Raw genomic sequence first — 16,407 nt, forward strand, 5'->3', positions numbered from 1 at the left:
TGAGGTTCCGCCACGCAAACGAGCTCGGAGACCGCTAGCTGATCACGCGGCTTCTTCTTCGGTGCTCTGCTGGGCGAACTGGGTCCGGTAGAGCTCGGCGTAGAGGCCATCGCGGGCCAGCAGGTCGGCGTGGGTGCCGTCCTCGGCGATGGTGCCGCCGGAGATGACCAGGATGCGGTCGGCCTCGCGGATCGTCGACAGCCGGTGCGCGATGACCAGAGCGGTCCGCCCGGACAGCGCGGTGCGCAGTGCTTCCTGGACCGCTGCCTCCGACTCCGAGTCCAGGTGCGCGGTCGCCTCGTCCAGCACCACGATCGGCGGCGCCTTGAGCAGCAGCCGGGCGATCGCCAGCCGCTGCTTCTCCCCACCGGAGAGCCGGTAGCCGCGGTCGCCGACCACGGTGTCGAGCCCTTCCGGCAGCCCCGAGACGAGGTGGCCCAGCTGCGCGGTGCGCAGCGCCTCGACGATCTCCTCGTCCGTCGCGTCGGGGCGGGCGAAGGTCAGGTTGGCGCGGATGGTGTCGTGGAACATGTGCGGATCCTGGGTGACCACACCGACGGAGCGGTACAGCGAGGCCAGCGTGACGTCGCGGACGTCGGTGCCGCCGATGCGCACCGCGCCGCCGTCGACGTCGTAGAGCCGGCCGGCCAGGTTGGTGATCGTCGTCTTGCCCGCGCCGGAGTGCCCGACCAGCGCGATCGTCTGCCCCGGTGCGGCGCGGAAGGAGATGTCGTGCAGCACCTCCTGCGCGGGCGAGTTGTCCTGCCGGGCCACCGATTCCAGCGAGGCCAGCGAGACCTCGCTGGAGGCCGGGTAGCGGAACGACACCCGGTCGAACTCGACGTCGGCCGCGCCCGCGGGCAGCTCGGCGGCACCGGGCTTCTCCTCGATCATCGGGCGCAGGTCCAGCACCTCGAAGACGCGGTCGAAGCTGACCAGCGCCGTCATGATGTCCACGTGCACGTTGGACAGCGCGGTCAGCGGCCCGTAGAGCCGGGTGAGCAGCGTGGCCAGCGCGACCAGGGTGCCGAGCTGGAGCGCGCCGGTCAGCACCAGCCCGCCGCCCAGCCCGTAGACCACCGCGGTGGCCAGCGCGGCCAGCAGCGTCAGGGCGACGAAGAAGATCCGGCTGTACATCGCCGAGACCACGCCCATGTCGCGCACCCGGGCGGCCCGCGCGGCGAACTGCGCGGCCTCCTCGTCGGCGCGGCCGTACAGCTTGGCCAGCATCGCCCCCGCCACGCCGAAGCGCTCGGTCATCAGCGAGCTCATCTCGGCGTCGACCTTCATCTGCTCCCGGGTGATCCGCTGCAGCCGCCGCCCGATCCAGCGCACCGGCAGCAGGAACAGCGGCAGCAGCGCCAGCGCGATCAGGGTGATCTGCCAGGACAGCGTGAACATGGTGGCCAGCACCAGCACCAGGCTCAGCACGTTGGACACCACTGAGGACAGCGTGCTGGTCAGCGCCCGCTGCGCACCGATGACGTCGTTGTTGAGCCTGCTGACCAGCGCCCCGGTCTGCGCCCGCACGAAGAACGCGACCGGCATCCGCTGCACGTGGTCGAAGACCTCCGAGCGCAGGTCGTAGATCAGGCCCTCGCCGAGCCGCGCGGAGTACCAGCGCTGCAGCAGCGAGAACGCGGCGTCGAGCAGCGCGACCCCGGCCACCGCAACCGCCAACCAGACGATCAGCGTCATGTTCTGCGGCACGATGCCGTCGTCGATGATGGCCTTGAACAGCAGCGGGTTGACGATCCCGAGCACCGCGGCGAGCATCACCAGCACCAGGAACGGGATGATGTCGCGCAGGTACGGCCGGGCGTAGCGCAGGATCCGGCGGGCCAACCCGGGCGAGAGCCGTTGTCTGGTCACCGATCCGTCGCTGGCGAAGGAGCGCATGGTCTCCCAGGTCACCGTCATGCTCGCAGCCCCCTCCGGGTGTGCGTCGAACGAACGACGTCATCGTCGAACTTCGTGTTAAGTCGAAGTCAACCCCGCCGGGCGCGGTCCCGGGATCACCCGGCTGTCGCAACGGTGCACGCCGGAAGCGAGCTTGAACAAACCTTCGCGTACGTTACTCTGTGCGCTGTCTCGGGCACTTTCCGAACGCGGCGGGTGATCGTTTCGGGGGCGGCTACGGCTCGGATGGGAGCGACTGGGTGTTGATCGGCACTTCGGCCGGGGGTGGCCGGTGACGGTTTCCGAGCTGGATGCCACCCGCATCCCGCTGCGGGTGGCGGATCGGTTCTTCCTGGCCGCGCACACCGGTGGACAGCGGATCACACCCAGGGTGGACAGCGCGCTGGTGTCGCTGGGCTGCGCCGCGGGCCTGCTGGCCGAGCTGATCCTGGAGGAGGAGATCGCGGTCACCCCGAGCGTCCGGCCCAGCGGCCGGGGGCGCTGCCCGGACTTCCTGTCCTGGGCGGTGCTGCGGGAGATCCGCGAGGAACCCGGTCACGACCTGCGCACCTGGCTGGACTACCTCGGCCAGGCCGCCACCGAGAAGGTCCGCGCCCGGCTGGTCATCATCGACGTGCTGCGCGAGGTCCCGGTGTCGGCCGGGTGGCGCGGCGGGGCGGCCTCGGCGTGGCGGTTCGCCGACGCTGGCGTGGCCAGCCCGGAATCCGTGCTGGAGCTGCTGTTCACCAGCGCCGAGACGGCCACCGGCAACGGCATGATCACGGTCCCGGAGCGCATCGCGGAGATCACCTTCGCGCTGCTCGCGCGCGAGACCGGGGTGATCCGCAACGTGCGGTTGGCCAAGAACGTCGCGCGGCAGGGCGACTTCCGGATGAAGTCCTGGCAGAAGCGCATCCCCGGGCCGCTGCGGAACCTGATCGCCGAGGTCGCCGCCGCGCGCGGCCAGTCGGCGATAACACCCAGACACTGAAGCACTGCGAAGGAGCGAGCTGTTGCCACCGTCCAAAGTGTCCGCTGCACTGGCCCGAGCTCGCCTGGGCGTGATGTCGATCGTCTTCTTCACCGTCGCCGCCGCGGCCCCGGAAACGGTCGTCGGCGGTGGTGCGGTCAGCGGCTTCGCGGTGTCCGGCGTGACCGGCATCCCGCTCGGCTACCTGGCGATCGCCCTGGTGCTCGGACTGTTCGCCATCGGCTACGTGACGATGTCGCGGCACGTGGAGAACGCGGGCGCCTTCTACGCCTACATCGCCAAGGGCCTGGGCCGGGTGACCGGCACCGGGGCGGGCGCGGTCGCGCTGGTGTCCTACCTGCTGATCCTGGTCAGCCTGGCGGGCGGCCTCGGCGTCGGAGCGGCCGACTTCCTGCGGCAGGTCAGCGGGAGCACCGCGCCGTGGTGGGTGTTCGCCGGCATCGGCCTGGCCGCGGTCGCGGTGCTGGGCGTGCTGCGCATCGACGTCAACGGCCGGGTGCTGGGCGTGCTGCTGCTGGCCGAGGTGGCGATCATCCTGACCTACGACGCGGCGTTCGTCTCCGCGCCTTCGGCGCACGGCGTCGTGCTCGACACGCTCAACCCCTCGCAGCTGATGACCAGCGCGGCCGGGGTCATCCTGGTGATCGCCTTCACCGGCTTCATCGGGTTCGAGAACTCCACCGTGCTGGCCGAGGAGGCCAAGAACCCGCGCACGGTCATCTACGCCACCTACATCTCGCTGGTGGTCATCGGCGGCCTGTACTCGCTGTCGACGTGGGCGATGACCGTGGCCACCGGGCCCGACGCCATCGTCTCGCAGGCCGAGATGCACTCCACGGAGCTGCTTTTCGTGCTCGCCGGGGAGCGGCTGCCGGGAGTGCTGGTCACCACCGGATCGGCGCTGTACGTCACCAGCCTGTTCGCCGCGATGCTGTCGTTCCACCACGTCTGCTCCCGCTACTTCTTCGCGCTGGGCCGCGAAGGCGTCGGCCTGAGCTGGTGGGGCACCACGAGTTCGCGCACCGCGGCACCGGCGGCGGGCTCGGTGACCACCACCGCGATCTCGATCGTCGTGGTGGCGCTGGTGGCGGTGAGCGGGATCGACCCGATCACCTACCTGTTCTTCTGGGGCGCTTCGGCCGGAGCGCTCGGCGTGCTGTCGCTGGTGATGCTGACCTCGGTGGCGGTGCTCGGCTACTTCCTGGCCAACCGGGACCACGGGCACAGCCGGTGGCGGACCCTGATCGCGCCCGCGGTCGCCGCGGTGGTGCTGGGCGTGGTCCTGCTGCTGACCGTGCTCTCGTTCGGCACGGTGCTCGGCGTGGAGGAGGGCGACCCGGCGGCGTGGGCGCTCCCGCTGGGCTTCCTGGCGGTGTTCGTGCTCGGCGCGCTCTGGGGCGCGACCCTGAAGCGGATCCGGCCGTGGGCCTACGCGCGCATCGGCCTGGGAGCGCGCGCGGCGACGGTGCAACCGGGGAAGGAGACTGCCGGTGTCCGATGACGACTTACGCGTGCGCACCCTGCTGCGCGCCTTCGCCGACGACGAGTTCGCCCGGTGGCTGCTGCCGGACCAGGAGCACCGCCACCGGGTGTACCGCGAGTGGTTCGGCATGGTCCTGCAGCGCGCCGAACAGCACGGTGAGGTGATCGCCGGTGCCGACGGGCTGGCGGTGCAGATCTGGCTCTCCGGCCGCGACGGGCCGCCGGAGATGCTCGACGAGGCGGGCGGCAGGCGCCTGGCCGAACTCGCCGGCCCGCGCATGGCGCGCTTCCGCGAGTTCGGCGAGCTCACCGCCGCCCGCCACCCGGCCGAACCGCACCAGTACCTGGCGATGATCGCGGTCGACCCGTCGGTGCAGGCCACCGGCATCGGCAGCCGCGAGTTGCGACGTGCCCTGCAGCGGTGGGACCTGCCGTCCTACCTGGAGGCCAGCAGCGCCCGCAGCCGGAACCTGTACCTGCGCCTGGGCTTCCGCGACATCGGCTCGCCGATGCTCCTGCCGCACGACGGGCCCACCATGTACCCGATGTGGCGCGACGCCGGGTGACCCTCAGCCCACCTCGATCCGGCCCGACTGCACGACCATGCGCAGCGGCCCGGTGAGCGCGGTGACATCGGCCAGCGGATCGGTGTCCACGACGACCAGATCGGCGCGGGCACCGGTACGGAGCGTGCCGATCTCCCCGGGCATCCGCACCAGCTCGGCGGCCACCGACGTCGCGGAACGGATGATCTCCAGCGGGGACTGCACCTCCGCGCGGATGCGGAACTCCTCGCTCTGGAACCGCTGCACGCCACCGAGCAGATCGGTTCCGAAGACGACGTCGACACCACCGCGGGCCGCCCGCTCGAGAGCTCCGAGCCCGCCTTCCAGGACCTGAGCGACCTTCTCCCAGCTGCCCCGCGACGGCGTGCTCCTCGCCGGGCAGCCGGCTCAGGTCTCGGCGCCGACGTAGTCGAACGTCCAGGTGCCGTCCGGGCCGCGGCGACCGCGCTCGTAGACCAGCTGCGGCGGTACGGCCTGCGCGTTTCGGGTGCGCGCGGGGAGCGTGAGCCGCGGGACCGGTTTTCCCGAACCGTCCGCGGGCACGCTGACCTCGTTCCCGTCCTGCGGACCGCCCCGCAGCCGAACCCTGATGTCTGGCAACGCGGAACTCCTTCCAGAGTGATCGACACCACTACGACCGGTGCGCCGGGAACCAGGTTCCCGATGTCACTTGATCGTGTGGCCCGCTCGGGAAGGGTTCAGATCATCTCGGTGATGCCCGGTTCGACGCCGAGCAGCGCGCGACCGAAGATCTCGGCGTTGGACACCGGGTGGGCGAGCGCGTGCCGGGCCGCCGTCTGGACGTCGCGCACGACGGCGTGCAGCGGGTCCCGCTCGGACATCGCGCCTGCTCCGTAGGCGTTCACCAGCACGTCGACGGCTTCCCGGCACTGCTGCAGCGCGTGGCTGGAGTGCTGGCGGAGCCGGGTGCGCTCCAGCAGGTCGGGATGCGTGCCGGCGAGTGCGTGCCCGTCGACGGTGGCGGCCGACCGGTGCATGATCAGCCGCGCCACGTCGATCTTGGTGGCCGCTTCGGCCACCGCCAGCTGGAAACCGGTCGAGTCGAGCTGGTGCGCGTAGCTGGTGAACGCGATGCCCTTCCGGCCGGCCTGCGCGAGCACGTGCTCCAAGGCGTGCTCGGCCAGCCCCAGCACCGGCGCGATCAGGAAGGTGGCCAGCGTGGGCACCAGGGCGGTGCGGTACCGCGGCGAGACGTTCTCGGTGGTGGGGAACTCGCCGCGCGTGGCGGGGCGGCGGTGCATCACCCGGTGGTCCGGGACGAACACGTCCTCGCCGACGAGCATGTTGCTGCCGGTTCCGCGCATGCCGAGGGTGAACCAGGTGTCCTCGACGCTGAGCTCGCTCATCGGCACCAAGGCGAACGCGGCGCCGCCGTCCGCGGGCAACGACATGCCGAGCATCGCCCACTCCGAGTGCAGGCAGCCGGATGCCGGTGCCCACCGGCCGCTGACCCGCCAGCCGCCGTCGACCCGGCGGGCGGCCGCCTTCGGCGTGAGCACCTGGCAGATCTTGGTGTCCGGGTCGGGGCCGAAGACCTCCTGCTGGGCCTTGTCCGGGAACAAGCCGGTCAGCCAGTCGCCGCAGCCGAGGATCATCACCAGCCAGCCCGCCGAGGCATCGCCCTTGGTGATCTCGGCGGTGGCGTCCACCATCGTGCGCAGGCCGAGCTCCGTCCCGCCGAAGCGGCGCGGAACCCACGCGCGGAACAGCCCGGCCGCGTCCAGCGCGGCGATCGTCGCATCGGGCAGCCGCCGCAGCCGCTCGCCCTCGTCGCGATGCGACGCCAGCTGATCGCGCAACGCCGCCGCTCGCGCGACGACCTCCGGCTGCGGCTCCAACGGCGCGTGGGCCTCCACGTCGACTCCTCACCCGATCACACGTTCTGGTGATCCAGTGTGCCTGCACCGCGGCGGGGGAGTGCCACGTGGTCGCTAGGCAGTCACGGCTCGTCCGGGGTGACCAGGACGTGGAGGGTCCGCGGGCCGTGCACGCCCTCGACGCGCTTGAGCTCGATGTCGCTGGTGGCGGACGGGCCGCTGATGAACGTCATCGGCCGCGCCGGGTCGAGCCGCCGCAACCCGTCCGGGACGTCGTCGGCCACCTGCGATTCGGCGACCACGCAGATGTGCACGTCCGGCACCAGGGTCACCGCGCGATGTCCCTGTCCGGGCCCGTGGTCGAGCACGATCGTGCCGGTGGAAGCGATGCCCACCACGGCCGTGGTGATCACCGCGTCGACGCGTTCCAAGCCGGCCGTGTCGATGCCCGTTCCGTCGTCCACGTGCGCGAACTCGCTGGTCAAAGCCTCGTACCACGAGTGTGGTACCCCAGCTGGGGCGAGCACCCGCCGGGCCCCGGCGGTGTGCGCGGCGGCCACGATCGCGGTGGTCAGGCCGCCGGGCGCGACCCGTTCCACGGTGGCCCGGTAGTCGGCGACCCGCTCGCAGAACAGGCCGACGAGATCCTCCGCCGGCCGCTGCTGCCGGTAGTGCCGCGCAACGTCCTCCCACGACGTCTGCTCGGTGCCCGCGATGGCCGAGCGCACCCGGCCCAGGATCGCCTCACGTGCTGAAATGCTCGCGCTCATCGCGAATCGCTCCCTCGGTTGCGCTCCCACCACGTCCGGAACGTCTCTTCGGCCGGTGCCGGTGCGTCGCGCGCATCGGTCCACCGGGACAGCGGCGGGGGCAGCCGGCCGATGGTGCCCTTGCGGCCGATCACCCGCCGGCTCAACGACGCCACCTTCTGCGCGGCGGCCAGCCGCCTGGAGTCACCGAGCACCCAGGAGGCCATGCTCATCAGCGCGTCCATCGGCTTGGACTGCCAGCCGCGGTGCTCCTCGACCACCCGGGTCCGCAGGTGAACCAGCAGATCCGGGATGTTGATCGCCACCGGGCACACGTCGTAGCAGGCCCCGCACAGCGAGGAGGCGTAGGGCAGCGCCTTGTCCACTTCGGACGTGGTGCCGCGCAGCTGCGGCGTCAGCACCGCCCCGATCGGTCCGGGGTAGACCGAACCGTAGGCGTGCCCGCCGGTGCGCTCGTAGACCGGGCACACGTTCAGGCAGGCCGAGCAGCGGATGCAGCGCAGCGCCTGCCTGCCGATCTCGTCGGCGAGGGCGTTGGTGCGGCCGTTGTCCAGCAGCACCACGTGGAAGGACTGCGGCCCGTCGCCGGGTGTGACGCCGGTCCAGGTCGAGGTGTAGGGGTTCATCCGCTCGCCGGTGCTCGACCGCGGCAGCAGCTGCAGGAAGACCTCCAGGTCCTGCCAGCGCGGCACCAGCTTCTCGATGCCGACGACGCTGATCAGCGTTTCCGGCAGGGTCAGGCACATCCGGCCGTTGCCCTCGGACTCCACCACGACCAGCGAGCCGGTCTCGGCGACCGCGAAGTTCGCGCCGGAGACGGCGACCTTGGCGCGCAGGAACTTCTCCCGCAGGTGGCGGCGCGCCGCTTCGGCCAGCCGCGCGGGTTCGTCGGTGAGGTCGGCGGGTGCGGGCGTGCCGACCTTGCCCATCTCCTGCTGGAAGATCTCGCGGATCTCCGCGCGGTTGCGGTGGATCGCGGGCACCAGGATGTGACTGGGCGTGTCGTGCCCGAGCTGGACGATCAGCTCCGCCAGGTCGGTCTCCCAGGCGTCGATCCCGGCGTCCTGCAGCGCCTCGTTGAGCTCGATCTCCTGGGTGGCCATCGACTTGACCTTGACCACCTCGCGCTCCCCGGTGGCGCGCACCAGGTCCACCACGATGCGGTTGGCCTCCGCGGCGTCGCGGGCCCAGTGCACGGTGCCGCCGGCGGCGGTGACCGCCTCCTCGAAGCGCTCCAGGTAGGTGTCCAGGTTGGACAGCGTGTGGCTCTTGATCGCCGCGCCCGCCTCGCGCAGCTGCGCCCAGTCGTCGAGCTCGCCGACCACCTCGGCGCGCTTGTGCCGGATCGTCGAGGTGGCGTTGGCCAGGTTGTGCCGCAGCTGCGAGTTGGCCAGCTCCTGCTTGGCGGCCTGCGGGAACGCGGGCATGCCCAGGTAGGTGTCGGTCACCGGTCGGCTCCTTCCGCGCTGGCCAGGATCTCGGCCAGGTGCATGACCCGGATTCCGGAGCGCTGCCGCGACAGCAGGCCCCCGATGTGCATCAGGCACGAGTTGTCCCCGGCGCAGAGCACTTCGGCGTCGGTCTCCCGGACGTGCCGCGCCTTGTCGGCGCCCATCGCCACCGACACGTCCGGGTTCTTCAGCGCGAAGGTGCCGCCGAAACCGCAGCACTGCTCGGCGGCGGGCAGCTCGACGAGCTCCAGCGAGCGCACCGCGCGCAGCAGCCGCAGCGGCCGGTCGCCGACTCGCAGCAACCGGGCGGAGTGGCAGGTCGGGTGGTAGGTGACCCGGTGCGGGAAGTACGCGCCGACATCGGTCACGCCGAGCACGTCCATCAGGAACTCCGACAGCTCGTGCACGCGCGGCGCCACCTCCGCGACCGCGCGGCCGAGCTTGCGGTCACCGTCGGCGACCATCGCGTGCTGGTGGCGCACCGAGGCCACGCACGACCCGGACGGGGCGACCACGGCGTCGTAGCCGGCGAAGGCGTCCACGAAGGTCCGCACCGAGGACTTCGCCTGCTTGCGGTACCCGGTGTTGGTGTGCATCTGCCCGCAGCAGGTCTGCGCGGCGGGGAACTCGACCTCGCAGCCGAGCCGCTCCAGGACCTGCACGGTCGCCTTCGGCGCCGCCGGGAACATCGTGTCCCCGAGGCAGGTCGCGAACAGCGCCACCCTCATGCCACATCACCTCGTTCTGATCCGTTCACCGTGGAAGCATCCACGACAAGACTCCTGCCTGCAGGAAGACGAGCGCGCACAGGACGAGCAGCAGCCCGATGCTCCACTTGAGAACTTCGCGCAGGATCCTGGCCTCCGCACCGGCCATGCCGACCGCGGTGGCCACGATGGTCAGGTTCTGCGGGCTGACCATCTTTCCCATCACCCCGCCGGAGGTGTTGGCCGCGACCAGCAGCGCCGGGTCCACGCCGATGCGCTCCGCGGCGACCTGCTGCAGGCTCGCGAACAGCGCGTTGGCGCTGGTGTCCGAGCCGGTGACCGCGACGCCGATCCAGCCGAGCACGGGGGAGAAGAACGCGAACGCGGAGCCGATCCCGGCGATGGCGGTGCCGATCGTGGTGGTCTGCCCGGACTGGTTCATCACGTAGGCCAGCGCCAGGACGCTGATGATGGTCAGCCCCGACCAGCGCATCGAGACCACGGTGCGACCGAGCTCGGTGAGCGCTTCCAGCAGCTTGATCCGGTACACCAGCGCCACTCCGAACCCGCACAGCAGCAGCAGGCTGCCGGGAGTGGACAACCAGCTCAGCGTGAACACCGCGCTGCCGGCCGGTTCGCCGGAGGTGGTCAGCAGCGAGTCGTGCAGCCCCGGCCACGGGATCTCGACATCGGTGGCGGCCAGCGCATCACCCGCGGGCTCCCACAGCTTGACCACCGAGAACACCGCGATCACCAGCAGGTACGGGAACAGGGCGAGGGCGATCCGCCCGGCGCTCAGCTGGGTGGTCTCGCCGACCTCGGCGGCACCGAGGATGCGCGTGCGGGCCTCGTCGCCACCCGCGGGCTGCCAGAACCGCAGCAGCACGACCAGCGCCACCGCGCCGACCAGGGCCGAGACGATGTCGGTCAGCGGCACCGAGATGTAGTTGGCGCACACGAACTGCGCGGCGGCGAACGCCACACCGGTCACCAGCGCGGCGGGCCAGGTCTGCCGCACGCCGCGCCGCCCGTCCACCACGAGCACCAGCAGGACCGGGACGAGCACCGCCAGCAGCGGGGTCTGCCGCCCGACGACGGCGCCGATGTGCTCGTAGGGGATCCCGGTGAGCTCGCCCGCGGTGATGATCGGCGTGCTCAGCGCGCCGAAGGCGACCGGAGCGGTGTTGGCCAGCAGCACCGTCACGGCGGCGCGCAGCGGCGGGAAGCCGATGGCGACGAGCATCATGCCGGTGATCGCCACCGGAGCGCCGAACCCGGCGAGGGCTTCGAGCAGGCCGCCGAAGCAGAAGGCGATCACCACGGCCTGGATGCGCGGGTCCGGGGAGAGCAGCGCGAAGGTCGCCCGCAGGTCCTCGAAGCGGCCGCTGCGCACGGTCAGCTGGTAGAGCCAGATCGCGGTGATGACGATCCACAGGATCGGCAGCACGCCGAAAGCGGCGCCCTGACCCGCGGAGAGCAGTGCGAGGTCGGCCGGCATCCCGTAGGCGGTGACGGCGATCAGCAGGGCTGCGGCGAGCCCGGCGAGCCCGGCCCAGTGCGCTTTGACGCGCAGGACTCCGAGCAGCACGAACACGACGAGCAGCGGTACGGCGGCGAGCAGCGCGGACAGTCCGAGGCTGTCCGCGATCGGGGCGATGAGCGGTTGGTACACGAGGCGACACCTCTCTGTGTCGTTGACCTTTCTATGGTCAGACCAAGAGCTGGCGGTACCATAAAGATCGCTGGTGGGGTTTGTAAAGGGGGATCGGTGGCCGATTCGGAGACGGACGATCGCGCGGGCTGGCGGCCGGTCGCCCGGGCGCGCACCTACGAGCTGGTCATCGACCGCATCGAGGAGCAGATCGTCAGCGGCCAGCTCGGCGTCGGCGACCGCCTGCCACCGGAACGCGACCTGGCGCAGATGCTCGGGGTGAGCCGGGCTGCGGTGCGCGAGGCGTTCCGCGCGCTGGAAGCCCAGGGCGTGCTGCGGATGGCGGTGGGCACGGGCCCGGAGTCCGGCACCACGATCGCCGCGCTGCCCAGCCAGGCCCTGACCAGGCTGCTCCGGTTCCACGTGGCGCTGGCGAACTTCCCGATGGCCGACGTGGTGCGGGCACGGATCATGCTGGAGCGGGAGAGCGCCCGCAACGCCGCGCAGCGCGCCACCGAGGCCGACCTCGACGAGCTGCGCGCCCTGCTGGACGAGATGGATTCACCGGACTGCGACCGGGAGCGGTTCAACGACCTGGACACCCGCTTCCACGTCGCCATCGCCGAAGCCGGCGGCAACCGGCTGGTCGCGGACATGACGATCGCCATCCGCGAGTCGCTGCGCCGTCCGCTGCTGGCGGCCTTCGACGAGCTCGGCGACGAGTGGTCCCCGATCGCCGACGGCCTGCGCCACGACCACCGCCTCATCCACCAGGCACTGCTCGCGCGCGACGCCGCCGCGGCCGAAGAGCAGGTGGAACGCCACATCCGCAGCTTCTACCGCAGCGCCTGGCTGCAAGACCTCGGCTGAAAACGTGTCTGACGAACTCATTTTGCGTAGCGGTGCATGTGGCGGAACCTCAGCGCCTGCCTGGACTCCGGGTGCCCGGCTTTGTGTATGACCAAATACACGGCAGCCGGGCCGTCCTCGCCAGGCGAACGCTGAGAACCCGCGGCGGTGCGAGCTGCGAGAGTGGGCTGAACGCCTCCGGCGTTTCAAAACGAAGAATGAGCTCAGCGGGAGACCGCGCGGGAGGCCGGGGCCACCGCGAGGTCGGCGGCGATGCGCGCCGCGGTGTCGCGCAGCGGGGACAGGAAGTCGCGGCGGGCGTCCTCCGGGCTGGTGCGGGAGGCGTGCGAGGAGATGTTCACCGCCGCCACCACCTTGCCCGACCGGTCCCGGATCGGTGCGGCGATCGACCGGAGTCCCGCCTCCAGCTCCTGGTCCACCAGCGCCCAGCCCTGCTCGCGGATGCGGGCCAGCTCCTCGCGGAACTGCGCGGGCGTGGTGATGGTGTGCGGGCCCAGCGGCGCCAGGTCCACTTCGGACAGATAGGCGTCCAGGTCGGCGGGCGGCAGGTCGGCCAGCAGGACCCGGCCCATCGAGGTGGCGTAGGCGGGGAAGCGGGTGCCGATGTTGATCGACACCGTCATGATCCGCGAGGTGGGCACCCGCGCCACGTAGACGATGTCCGGGCCGTCCAGCACCGACACCGACGCCGACTCGTGCACCTCGGCGACCAGCCGCTCCAGGTAGGGCTGGGCGATCTCCGGCAGCGAGATGCTGGACAGGTACGCGAAACCGAGCTCCAGCACGCGCGGCGTCAGCGCGAACACCCGGCCGTCGGTCCACACGTAACCCAGGTGCACCAGGGTGTGCAGGAAGCGCCTGGCCGCCGCGCGCGACAGATCCGTCGCGCGGGCGACCTCGGACAGCGTCATCTCGGGCTTGGACTCGTCGAACGCGCGGATCACCATGAGCCCGCGCGCCAGCGACTGCACGTAGCCGCTGGTCGGCTCGGACGCGGACTCCATGGCGGATCTCCTAGCTCAGTCGGACTGCTCGTCGCCCAGGATCGTATTGGCGATCGCGAAGGCGCTGTTGGCGCGGGGTACCCCGGCGTAGACCGCGACGTGCATCAGGACCTCGCGGATGTGCTCGGGCGGCACGCCGTTGCGGCGCGCGGCCTTGACGTGCATGGCGAACTCGTCCTCGCAGCCCACCGCGGCCAGGATCGCCAGCGTCAGCATGCTGCGGGTCCGCCGGTCCACCCCGTCGCCGCTCCACAGCTCACCCCAGGCGTAGCGGGTGATGAAGTCCTGGAAGCCCTCGGTGAAGGGGGTGATCCTGGCGTTGGCGCGGTCCACGTGCTCGTCGCCGAGCACCTCCCGGCGCACGCCCATGCCCTGCTCGCGGCGGGTTCCGTCGTCGGGCATCACAGGCTCCTCGTGAAGTGTTCCAGCAGCAGCCGGTTGACCGCTTCGGGCTGCTCGGCGTTGGCCAGGTGCGCGGCGGGCGAGAGCACCTCCAGGCGAGCGCCCGCGACGGCGGCGGCGATCTGCTCGGCGTGCGCCGGGGGAGTGGCCGGGTCCTCGGCGCCGGCGATCACCAGGGTCGGGGCGCTGATCCGGCCGAGCCCGTCCAGCAGGTCCATGTCGGCGATGGCCTCGCAGCACCCCGCGTAGCCCTCGGCGTCGGCCGCGGCGAGCATGCCGCCGAACTTCGCGACGACGTCCTCCCGGCCGGCCAGCGCCGGGGTGAACCACTTCGGCAGCGACGGTTCGACCATCGCCGCGGTGCCCTTCTCCCGCACCAGCGCGGCGCGCTCGCGCCACGCCGATGCCGGGCCGAGCTCGGCGGAGGTGCAGATCAGCGCGAGCCGGTCGACGCGCTCGGGCGCGTGCTCGGCCAGCCACATGCCGGTCATGCCGCCCAGCGACACCCCGGCGAAGTGCGCCTTGCGGATGCCCAGGACGTCCAGCAGCGCGAGCACGTCCCCGCCGAGCTGCTTGAGGCTGTACGGGCCGGGCTTGCCCGGGGTCGCGCCGTGGCCGCGCTGGTCGTAGCGCAGCACCTGGAACTCCTGCGCCAGCGCGGGGACCTGCGCGTCCCACAGGGTCAGGTCGGTGCCCAGCGAGTTGGACAGCACCACCACCGGGGCGCCGTCCGGCCCGGTCAGTTCGTAGTTGACGTTCACCGCTTCTCCAATTCGGCGTGTGCGGTCAGTGCGCGGTCGATGAAGGCGGGTGCGGAGCCGAGGTAGCCTGCCGGTTCGGTGGCCGCGACGACCTCGTCCTCGGAGAGCACGGCCCGCACCTGCTGGTCGGCCAGCAGTTCGGCGCGCAGCGACGTGCCTTCCTGCACCGCGCGCCGGCACAACCCGGCGACCAGCTCCTGGGCTTCGGTGCGGCCGAGCGAGCCCATCAAGCGGCCCGCCGCGCTCTCGGCCATCACCAGTCCGCGGGTCAGGTCGAGGTTGGCGGCCATCTTCTCGGGGTGCACCCGCAATCCGGCGAGCAGCCGCCGGGTCTGCGCCGATGCGGCGGCGACCAGCCGCAGCAGCTCGGTCAGCGGTTCCCACTCGGACTGCCAGGCCCCGGCGGCGCGCTCGTACTCCTGGGGCATCGCCGACAGCAGCGTCGCGACCAGGCCCGGCACGCGCCGGGTCGCGGCGGTCACCAGCACCGCCGACACCGGGTTCTGCTTGTGCGGCATGGCCGACGAGCCACCGGCCTGGCCGTCGGCGAGCTCGCCGACCTCGGTCTGCGCGTGCAGCTCGACGTCCAGGGCGATCTTGCCGAGCACGCCCGCGGCCGTGCCCAGCGCTCCGGCGAGCTCGGCGATGCGGGTGCGGTCGGTGTGCCACGGCACCACCGGCTCGGCGAGCCCCAGCTCGGTGGCGAGCAGTGCGAGTACCTGAACGCCGTCGGAGCCGAGAGCGGCCAGCGTGCCCGCGGCTCCGCCGAATTGCACGGCCAGCCGCTCGCTGCGGATCCGCTCCAGCGCGGTGACCGACTCGTCGAGCGAGGTCAGCCAGCCGGCGCAGCGGGTGCCGAACGTGGTGGGCAGCGCCTGCTGCAGCAGCGAGCGGGCGATCATCACCGTGTCGCGGTGCTGCTCGGCCAGTCGTGCGCATTCGTCCGCCGCCGCGCGCAGGTCGTCGATGATCAGGCCCAGGACGTCGCGCGCGATCAGCGACGCCGCGGTGTCGATCACGTCCTGGCTGGTGGCGCCCTTGTGCACGTGCGGTTTGGCGTCGTCGTCCAGCAGCGCGGTCAGATCCCGCACCAGCGCGATCACCGGAGTCGCCGAGGACACCGCGCGCTCGGCGACCGAGTCGACGTCGAACAGCTCCACCCGGCAGTGCCGGGCGATCTCCTCCGCCGCCGGGAGCGGTATCACCCCGGCCTCGGCCTGCGCGGCGGCCAGCGCCGACTCGAAGTCCAGCATCGCCTGCAGCCACGCCGCTGCGGAGGTCCGCTCGGCGACCGCGGGGGTGCCGAACATCGGCCCGAACAGGTTGTCAGATCGCGAAGAATACGGTTTCGTCATCGCCCTGGATCCGGATGTCGAAGCGGTAGCCCTGGTCGTCCGGGGTCGCCAGCAGCGTGCCCCGGCGTGCTGGATCCACTGTAGACAGCACCGGGTCGGCGGCGTTGGCCCGCTCCTCGTCCGGGAAGTAGACGCGGGTCACCACCCGGTTCAGCATGCCGCGGGCCAGCACGGTCACGTTGATGTGCGGCGCCTCGGTCGCCCCGCCCGGCGCGGGCAGCGGGCCGGGCTTGACGGTGCGGAACCAGAACCCGCCGTCGGCGTCGGTCGGGCAGCGGCCGAAGCCCTGCCAGGACGAGGACTCCGGGCGCGGATCGTCCGGGTGGTCGAAGCGGCCCTGCGCATCGGCCTGCCAGATCTCGACCACGCCGTCCGGAACCGGATCTCCCGCGCCGTCGACGAGCCTGCCGCGCAGCAGGAACGAGCCGGGCGTGCCGTCGGCGACGACCTCCGGGCCCTCGGCCCACAGGATCCCGCCGGGCAGGGCGTAGAACGGGCCGACGGTCTGCGACGGCGTCGTGGCCGGGGGAGTGGAAGCGCTCATCAGTCGTCCTTTCCGCCTCTCCGCGATGCTGTGCCGCCTCTCCGCGATTCACAGCGGTGGTCGCGGTTCGCGTTGATCTCGCGTTCGGCGGTTTCTTGTGGCTGGGTTGCGCCACG

Annotated in this window: 16 protein-coding genes and 1 pseudogene; 4 read left to right on the forward strand and 13 right to left on the reverse strand. The window is 71.6% G+C overall.

The window, feature by feature from the left end; all coding sequences use genetic code 11:
- Nucleotides 1-42 precede the first annotated feature (42 nt).
- The gene (locus ATL45_RS31200; protein ID WP_093146134.1) at nt 43-1,920 is read right to left on the reverse strand and encodes an ABC transporter ATP-binding protein; all 1,878 of its coding nucleotides are present in this window, start codon (nt 1,918-1,920) and stop codon (nt 43-45) included.
- A gap of 271 nt (nt 1,921-2,191) precedes the next feature.
- Here ATL45_RS31200 and ATL45_RS31205 point away from each other — a divergent pair, with 271 nt between their 5' ends.
- From ATL45_RS31205 to ATL45_RS31215, 3 genes are read left to right on the forward strand one after another with little or no spacing between them, the layout of a single operon-like run.
- Entirely contained in the window at nt 2,192-2,890 is a 699-nt protein-coding gene (locus ATL45_RS31205) for a GPP34 family phosphoprotein (RefSeq protein ID WP_235863556.1), read from the forward strand.
- A 22-nt stretch (nt 2,891-2,912) separates the two neighbouring features.
- A complete protein-coding gene (locus ATL45_RS31210; protein ID WP_093146133.1) occupies nt 2,913-4,391 on the forward strand; it encodes an APC family permease in 1,479 nt (492 codons plus the stop codon).
- Nucleotides 4,381-4,938 carry a GNAT family N-acetyltransferase gene (locus ATL45_RS31215; protein WP_093146132.1) on the forward strand — a complete coding sequence of 186 codons (558 nt, stop codon included), beginning with the start codon at nt 4,381-4,383 and terminating at the stop codon, nt 4,936-4,938. Before ATL45_RS31210 ends, ATL45_RS31215 begins: the two co-directional genes overlap by 11 nt.
- Nucleotides 4,939-4,941: 3 nt before the next feature.
- Here the strand turns inward: ATL45_RS31215 and ATL45_RS31220 are convergent.
- From ATL45_RS31220 to ATL45_RS31250, 7 genes and pseudogenes are all read right to left on the reverse strand, one after another.
- Nucleotides 4,942-5,289, reverse strand: a pseudogene (locus tag ATL45_RS31220) (amidohydrolase family protein); the annotation flags it as partial.
- 36 nt (nt 5,290-5,325) lie between these two features.
- Nucleotides 5,326-5,538: a DUF8847 domain-containing protein gene (locus tag ATL45_RS31225; RefSeq protein ID WP_093146130.1), complete on the reverse strand. Its 213-nt coding sequence runs from the start codon at nt 5,536-5,538 to the stop codon at nt 5,326-5,328.
- Nucleotides 5,539-5,636: 98 nt separating this feature from the next.
- Nucleotides 5,637-6,815: an acyl-CoA dehydrogenase family protein gene (locus ATL45_RS31230; protein ID WP_246025656.1), complete on the reverse strand. Its 1,179-nt coding sequence runs from the start codon at nt 6,813-6,815 to the stop codon at nt 5,637-5,639.
- Between the two features lie 83 nt (nt 6,816-6,898).
- The gene (locus ATL45_RS31235) at nt 6,899-7,546 is read right to left on the reverse strand and encodes a LutC/YkgG family protein (protein WP_093146129.1); all 648 of its coding nucleotides are present in this window, start codon (nt 7,544-7,546) and stop codon (nt 6,899-6,901) included.
- Nucleotides 7,543-8,973: a LutB/LldF family L-lactate oxidation iron-sulfur protein gene (locus ATL45_RS31240; protein ID WP_093147265.1), complete on the reverse strand. Its 1,431-nt coding sequence runs from the start codon at nt 8,971-8,973 to the stop codon at nt 7,543-7,545. The genes ATL45_RS31235 and ATL45_RS31240 overlap by 4 nt, the downstream gene beginning before the upstream one ends.
- A gap of 17 nt (nt 8,974-8,990) precedes the next feature.
- The gene (locus tag ATL45_RS31245) at nt 8,991-9,725 is read right to left on the reverse strand and encodes a (Fe-S)-binding protein (protein WP_093146128.1); all 735 of its coding nucleotides are present in this window, start codon (nt 9,723-9,725) and stop codon (nt 8,991-8,993) included.
- 25 nt (nt 9,726-9,750) lie between these two features.
- Nucleotides 9,751-11,376: an L-lactate permease gene (locus ATL45_RS31250; RefSeq protein WP_093146127.1), complete on the reverse strand. Its 1,626-nt coding sequence runs from the start codon at nt 11,374-11,376 to the stop codon at nt 9,751-9,753.
- Between the two features lie 96 nt (nt 11,377-11,472).
- Here ATL45_RS31250 and ATL45_RS31255 point away from each other — a divergent pair, with 96 nt between their 5' ends.
- Nucleotides 11,473-12,225 carry a FadR/GntR family transcriptional regulator gene (locus ATL45_RS31255; protein ID WP_246025657.1) on the forward strand — a complete coding sequence of 251 codons (753 nt, stop codon included), beginning with the start codon at nt 11,473-11,475 and terminating at the stop codon, nt 12,223-12,225.
- A 203-nt stretch (nt 12,226-12,428) separates the two neighbouring features.
- On the opposite strand, the gene ATL45_RS31260 is transcribed toward ATL45_RS31255, so the two are convergent.
- The 5 genes from ATL45_RS31260 to pcaG are packed head-to-tail and all read right to left on the reverse strand — an operon-like array spanning nt 12,429 to nt 16,291.
- Nucleotides 12,429-13,229, reverse strand: a complete 801-nt coding sequence (locus tag ATL45_RS31260; RefSeq protein ID WP_093146125.1) for an IclR family transcriptional regulator — start codon at nt 13,227-13,229, stop codon at nt 12,429-12,431.
- 15 nt (nt 13,230-13,244) lie between these two features.
- Entirely contained in the window at nt 13,245-13,631 is a 387-nt protein-coding gene (gene pcaC / locus ATL45_RS31265) for a 4-carboxymuconolactone decarboxylase (protein WP_093146124.1), read from the reverse strand.
- Nucleotides 13,631-14,392: a 3-oxoadipate enol-lactonase gene (gene pcaD / locus ATL45_RS31270; protein WP_093146123.1), complete on the reverse strand. Its 762-nt coding sequence runs from the start codon at nt 14,390-14,392 to the stop codon at nt 13,631-13,633. Before pcaD ends, pcaC begins: the two co-directional genes overlap by 1 nt.
- A complete protein-coding gene (gene pcaB, locus ATL45_RS31275; protein WP_177241878.1) occupies nt 14,389-15,702 on the reverse strand; it encodes a 3-carboxy-cis,cis-muconate cycloisomerase in 1,314 nt (437 codons plus the stop codon). Before pcaB ends, pcaD begins: the two co-directional genes overlap by 4 nt.
- A gap of 16 nt (nt 15,703-15,718) precedes the next feature.
- Nucleotides 15,719-16,291: a protocatechuate 3,4-dioxygenase subunit alpha gene (gene pcaG / locus ATL45_RS31280; RefSeq protein ID WP_093146122.1), complete on the reverse strand. Its 573-nt coding sequence runs from the start codon at nt 16,289-16,291 to the stop codon at nt 15,719-15,721.
- Nucleotides 16,292-16,407: the final 116 nt, after the last annotated feature.

The organism is Saccharopolyspora antimicrobica, assembly GCF_003635025.1.
Lineage (GTDB): Bacteria > Actinomycetota > Actinomycetes > Mycobacteriales > Pseudonocardiaceae > Saccharopolyspora > Saccharopolyspora antimicrobica.

Coding starts and splice junctions, on each gene's coding strand:
- ATL45_RS31235 (WP_093146129.1), bottom strand. CDS start 7,546: ATGAGCGCGAGCATTTCAGCACGTGAGGCGATCCTGGGCCGGGTGCGC.
- ATL45_RS31200 (WP_093146134.1), bottom strand. CDS start 1,920: ATGACGGTGACCTGGGAGACCATGCGCTCCTTCGCCAGCGACGGATCG.
- pcaB (WP_177241878.1), bottom strand. CDS start 15,702: ATGTTCGGCACCCCCGCGGTCGCCGAGCGGACCTCCGCAGCGGCGTGG.
- pcaG (WP_093146122.1), bottom strand. CDS start 16,291: ATGAGCGCTTCCACTCCCCCGGCCACGACGCCGTCGCAGACCGTCGGC.
- ATL45_RS31245 (WP_093146128.1), bottom strand. CDS start 9,725: ATGAGGGTGGCGCTGTTCGCGACCTGCCTCGGGGACACGATGTTCCCG.
- pcaC (WP_093146124.1), bottom strand. CDS start 13,631: ATGCCCGACGACGGAACCCGCCGCGAGCAGGGCATGGGCGTGCGCCGG.
- ATL45_RS31260 (WP_093146125.1), bottom strand. CDS start 13,229: ATGGAGTCCGCGTCCGAGCCGACCAGCGGCTACGTGCAGTCGCTGGCG.
- ATL45_RS31240 (WP_093147265.1), bottom strand. CDS start 8,973: ATGCCCGCGTTCCCGCAGGCCGCCAAGCAGGAGCTGGCCAACTCGCAG.